5 protein-coding genes are annotated in these 6,052 nt (G+C 38.6%); all 5 read left to right on the top strand.

Annotated features, from left to right (window positions below; genetic code table 11):
- A partial coding sequence (locus tag AC06OU_RS08020) for an AMP-dependent synthetase/ligase (protein WP_475855100.1) occupies positions 1 to 1,751 on the top strand: 1,751 nt, incomplete at its 5' end.
- Positions 1,748 to 2,632, top strand: coding sequence for a branched-chain amino acid ABC transporter permease (locus AC06OU_RS08015; protein WP_169360040.1), 885 nt, complete (start codon positions 1,748 to 1,750; stop codon positions 2,630 to 2,632). The genes AC06OU_RS08020 and AC06OU_RS08015, both read left to right, overlap by 4 nt.
- A 4-nt stretch (positions 2,633 to 2,636) precedes the next feature.
- A complete protein-coding gene (locus tag AC06OU_RS08010; protein WP_298472206.1) occupies positions 2,637 to 3,698 on the top strand; it encodes a branched-chain amino acid ABC transporter permease in 1,062 nt (353 codons plus the stop codon).
- Positions 3,699 to 3,736: 38 nt separating this feature from the next.
- A complete protein-coding gene (locus tag AC06OU_RS08005) occupies positions 3,737 to 4,951 on the top strand; it encodes an ABC transporter substrate-binding protein (RefSeq protein ID WP_475855098.1) in 1,215 nt (404 codons plus the stop codon).
- A gap of 20 nt (positions 4,952 to 4,971) precedes the next feature.
- Entirely contained in the window at positions 4,972 to 5,757 is a 786-nt protein-coding gene (locus tag AC06OU_RS08000) for an ABC transporter ATP-binding protein (RefSeq protein ID WP_342560153.1), read from the top strand.
- Positions 5,758 to 6,052 lie beyond the last annotated feature (295 nt).

The raw sequence follows: 6,052 nt of genomic DNA, 5'->3' as shown, positions 1-6,052 counted from the left end.
TAAATCAATTATCTATTGTATTATCTGAATATTTTGATTTTTATAAAGGGGAAAGGCTAGCAATTATAGCTGATAATCGGCAAGAGTGGGTTTATACCCAACTTGCTGCACAAAGTTTAGGTGGTGTAACGGTAGGAATCTATCCAGAATCATTACCTGAACAAGTCGTGTTTTATCTAAATGACTGTAAGGCTAGAATCGTATTAGTGGATAATCAGGAGCAGGTAGATAAATTATTGGGAATTGAAGAGCAAATACCATTAGTTGAGCAAATCATATTTTGTAACAAGCAAGGGATGAGGCATTATAAGCATCCAAAACTAGTAGACTTTGAGGATTTACTATCAGACGGCATATTATTGTTGCGAGATAAGGCAAAGTTCCTTGTTGATCCACCTGAAGAGGTTTTGGAAAATGACCCTGCAATTATTGCCTATAGTGCAGCAACATCAGGGATGCCAAAAGGTGTCATTTTAACGCATGCTAACCTAATTGATGCGGCTGAAGGTCTACTTACTATTGATAACGTGAAAACAAAGGAAGATTATTTTTCTTTTTTACCTTTCGCTTGGATTCATGAGCAAATTTTAGGGATAGTAACTCCTTTAATTAAAGGGATGGTTGTTAACTTCCCCGAACGCCCACATACAGTTTTAGGGGATCTTCGGGAAATAGGTCCACATACATTGCTGGCTCCACCTAGAGTTTATCAATCTATCATGTCTAGTTTTACGAACAGGATAGAGGGAGCAAGTAAATTTAAAAAAACAATTTACAATTTTTTCAAGAAATTTGGGGATAAGGCTGCCCATGCAGAATTGAACAAAGAGCCAATCAATTTCGTAGACAAAGCAATGTATATATTAGGAGATATTATCGTTTTTAGTGCCATTCGTGATCATTTAGGTTTAGCGAGAGTTAAAAGAGCTTATGTTGCAGGAGCTGCTTTGCATCCGGAAGCTTTTTACTTTTATCACAGTATAGGAGTAAATCTAAAACAAACCTATGGAGGGACTGAGGTTGCTGGTATAGCTTTTGTTCAAAGAGACAAAGACGTAAGAGCCGGAAGCTCAGGAAAAGCATTACCAAATACACTAGCTAAGATTGGAGAAGATGGAGCAGTATACATTAAAAATTCAGCTGTTGGTACAAATTATATAGGTGTAGAAAGTACGCATGATGGGGATGGATGGATTTCCTTAGGTGATTGTGGTCACTTGGAGGATGACGGACATCTTTACGTGCTAGATAGATTAGAGGATATTATTATTGCCGAAAATGGCCAAGTTATTTATCCGAGACTGATAGAAAACAAGTTAAAATCGAACCCTTACATTTTAGAGGCAGTTTGCTTTGGTCAAAATAAGCCATATGTAACTGCAATGATCAATATGAACTGGAACAGTATGGGGAGATGGGCAGACAAACAAAGAATTGCTTACACAGATTATGGAGAGCTGGCTAAAAACAATCAAGTGATAGAGTTTTTGGAACAACAGGTGTCATTGTTAATGAAAGATTTACCTTCCTTTGCAAGGGTAGAGAAATTCACACTTTTACACAGACCATTTTCAATAGAAGAAGGAGAGCTCACCAGAACCTATAAAATAAGAAGAAATTTCATAGAAGATCGTTACAGAGTGTTGATTGACGGGATGTATACAGAAAGAGAAAGTATTTCTGTAGGGTCGAGTGAGATGGATAACGTAAGAGTGGTTCAACTAAATAGAGAGCAGGAGGTGACGTTATGACATTCTTTCTTCAAATGCTTGTCACGGGAGTGGTAGTAGGTAGTATCTATGGTCTAGTGGCATTAGGGTTTGTACTAATTTATCGGGCAAGTGGTGCACTAAATTTGGCAAATGGAGAGTTTGTTATTGTTGGCCCCTATATTTGTTTAGTTTTGATGACTGCTTACCGTATCCCTTTCTTTATTGCCTTGTTAATTACCCTTATATTCAGTGCCATTTTGGGGTTAATCGTGGAAAGATTAGTTATCCGCCCTATTCAAAATGCTCCAGTAGTATCTGTTATTATGGCGACAATTGGACTTTCTAGCTTACTAGGGGGAGCTGTTCATATGATTTGGGGTCACCAAACAAGAATGTTTCCTAAAATATTCCCAACAACTCCTATAAATATATCAGGGATTATTATTAGTCCTGTATATCTTTGGTCATTTGTAATTGTCATAACATTGCTAACTATATTCTTGTTGCTGTTCAAGTTTTCAAAAATGGGGATTGCTATGCGAGCAGTGGCGGATGATCGTCAGGCTGCGATGTCCATGGGGATTAGTGTGAAGTATGTGTATGCAGCAACTTGGACCATTGCTGCTGTTGTTGCAGCGGTAGGTGGGATATTGCTAGGGAATATCAACGGCTTGAGTCCTACTATGTCTGCAATTGGTTTGACTGTACTACCGGTCGTAATTTTAGGTGGATTGGATAGTGTTCTCGGGGCAATCGTAGGCGGATTTATAATTGGTATTCTCCAAAACATGGCAGGGGGATATATAGATCCACTTGTAGGAGGCGGCTTAAAGGAGGTTGTTCCATTCATAGTGGTTTTACTCATCTTAATGTTAAAACCATACGGACTATTTGGTAGTAGAACAATTGAGAGGGTGTGAACCTATGAGGAATCTGTTTGTTAGAGAAAGTGGTAATTATAAGATCTCTTATTTAGATGATGCAAAAATGTTTGGAACAACCTCTGGCAAGATTAAAGGTCTGTTAATAGTAGCCATGGTCCTCTTGCTTCCATTAGTTACTACTAATTATTGGATTGGCCTTCTCACTCTCTGTTCTATTTCTGCGATTGGGGCAATCGGACTTAATATACTGACGGGCTTCACTGGGCAAATATCGATTGGAGTAGGTGCCTTTTTAGGTGTAGGTGGATATACATCAGCAATTCTTACCTCCACCTATGGATTAAGCTTCTGGATTTCTTTACCGTTAGCTGGAATTGTTACAGCTTTAATAGGGGGCTTGTTCGGTGTTCCTTCCCTGAGACTAAAGGGTTTGTACTTGGCTATTGCTACTTTAGCTGCTCAAGTTATCATTTTATTTGTCATTAGTCGCTGGGATAGTTTAACAGGTGGTACTGCTGGAATGGTATTGAATCGTCCAAAGGTTGGAGACGTTTCTTTAACGAGTAATACACAATATTATTATTTATGTGTCATTATTTTGTTACTTACGGTCTTGTATGCTACTAATCTATTGAGAACAAGAACTGGAAGAGCCTTTTTGGCTGTTCGAGACAGAGATATAGCTGCACAAATAATGGGGATTAATTTATTTAAATATAAGGTAATGGCATTTGTTATTAGCTCGTTCTTTGTCGGTATATCTGGAGCTTTACTCGCACATTACACAATGATTGTGAGTCCAGAACTATACAACTTTCATGTATCTATCGAGTACCTGGCAATGATTTTGATAGGTGGCTTAGGAAGTGTATTTGGTTCAATTCTAGGAGCAGCTTTTATAACATTGTTACCTGTACTGCTAGGTTCCTTTGTTGATGTTTTGGCAGCTTTTATGCCAGACTTCTATCAGTTATTTTCAGCTTTTAAGGATTTTGTTTTTGGAGCTGTCATTATTTTATTTTTAATCTTTGAACCAGGAGGACTCGCACATATTTGGCTCAATTTTAAGAAATACTTTAAGCTTTGGCCATTTTCTTATTAGCTAGTTTTCGTTTTCTATTAGAAACAAGGGGAGTGTTGATGAAGTTGAGAAAAAATAAATTTGTATACACAATATTGGGGATTCTTTTCGTGTTATTACTAGGGGCTTGTTCAGAGAAAGGTACGTCTGAAAGCAGTGATGGCTCGAGAAAAGTGGTTGTCGGTGGACTATATGATATTACTGGCGGTACCGGAGACGTTGGAACACCTTACGCAGAGGGAGAAAAAGCGTATTTCAAATATGCTAAAGATAAAGGAGAAATAGAAGGCGTAGATTTGGTTTTAAATGGGAAGGACTACGCTTATTCTATTCCAGAAGCCCAAAAGATTTACCAAGAGCTGCGAGATAAAGAAAAAGTCTCTGCTGTACTTGGCTGGGGAACGGGAGACACAGAGGCATTACGGCAGCAAGTGGCTAGCGACAAGCTTCCTTTCTTCTCTGCATCGTATTCTGAGAACCTAAAAAACTTAGAGGAGAGTCCTTATAACTTCTTGGTGGCTGCTTCATACTCCGATCAAGGGAGAACTGTATTAAAGTGGATTAAGGATAACCATAAAGGCTCTGATCCAACGGTAGCATTATTGTATAACGATACAGCGTTTGGACGTTCTCCAATCGAGGATATTAAAGCGTACGCGGCTGAAATTGGTATAAAGATTGTAGATGAACAAATTGTTGATGTACAAGCTACCGAAGCACAATCTCAGTTATTGAATATGGAGAAGAAAAATCCAGATTATGCAATTATTCAAGAAACCTGGGGCGCAACAGCTACAATTCTTAGAGATGCTAATACACTGAACATAGATACCCAGTTTATAGGGCTAAACTGGGCCTCTGGTGAAGGAGTTATTACAATAGTAGGGGAAGAAGTAGCGGAGGGCTATATTGGTATTCTATCTCATGCTTTACCATACGAGGATCAACCAGGGATGGCAGAGGTAGAGGAATATTTAAAAGGTGAGGGAAAAACACTAGAAGATATCAATCAGAAATTTATCCAAGGGTGGTCGGCTGCTAAAATCATGGTTGCTGGGATAGAAGAAGCGGCTAAAAAACATCCAGACGGAGATATTACAGGAGAAGAGATTAGATCAGGTCTTGAATCTTTAAATAACTTTGACCTTGGCGGACTTGGAGCACCAGTAAGCTTCAGTGCAGACAATCATACAGGCACGGAGCAGACTCGTCTAGGCATAGTGAAAGGCGGCAAATGGGAGCCTTTAACAGATTACTTTAGCTATAAGGACTAAAGTGGAAATGAGGAGCTGGCATGCTAAAGGTAAATAATGTAGAAGCAGTATACTCAAAAATTATTTTAGCTTTAAAGGGAACGACTCTTAATGTTCCGAATGGAGACATCGTAGCTCTTTTAGGCAGTAACGGTGCAGGGAAATCTACGACGCTTAAAGCGATTTCAGGTTTACTTTATGCAGAAGATGGACAGCTAACTGATGGAACGATTGAATTTGAAGGCAAGTCCTTGAAGGGACTAACTACTGATGTGATTGTAAGGAAAGGCATTTTCTTATGCATGGAGGGTAGACGAGTTTTTAAGGACTTGACGGTCGAGGAGAATCTAACAGCTGGGGCATTCACTCGAAAGGATCGTTCTAATATAAAAAAAGATATAGAGAAAATCTATGGATATTTTCCAAAGCTAAAACCTTTAGCTTCCCGTAAAGCGGGTTTCCTTTCGGGGGGAGAGCAGCAAATGCTCGCAATAGGGAGAGGAATCATGGCAAAGCCAAAGTTACTGCTATTAGATGAACCATCGTTAGGAATAGCACCCTTACTGGTCAAGGAAATATTTCAAAATATAAAACAAATAAATGAAGAGGAAGGTACTTCCATCTTAGTTGTGGAACAGAATGCCAATGTTGCACTATCAATAGCTGACTACGGATATATAATGGAAAATGGTAGAGTAGTTTTACAGGGTGATGCTGCGAGTCTACTATCAAACACAGAAGTTAAGGAACATTATTTAGGTATTGGTAAAGAGAAAAATTATAGAGATAATAAAGGAGCTGGACGTAAACAGCGAATGGTTTGGTAAACTAGCTTACTATAAGGCTGGGATATTACTAGTCTCAATTAAAAGACGTGAAATCAGAAATTTGATTTCATGTCTTTATTTTTTTGAAGGTAACTAATTTCTAATAATAAATTCTCTATTATCGTTGTTTGGAGAGGATGTGGCGACTCCTGAGGAAACAGTCCAAGCTAAAGTCTAAGTAGAAGCAAAGCATAGGAGGTTGAAGCAGTGTCCCGGAAAATGCCCACCATAACGAAAACCAACTTACATTGTATTTTGAAGAGATTTTTTGTTCTGGTCTCTTTTTATGTACTTT

Source organism: Psychrobacillus sp., from assembly GCF_056205495.1.
This window is presented reverse-complemented; position numbering and strand designations above follow the sequence as displayed.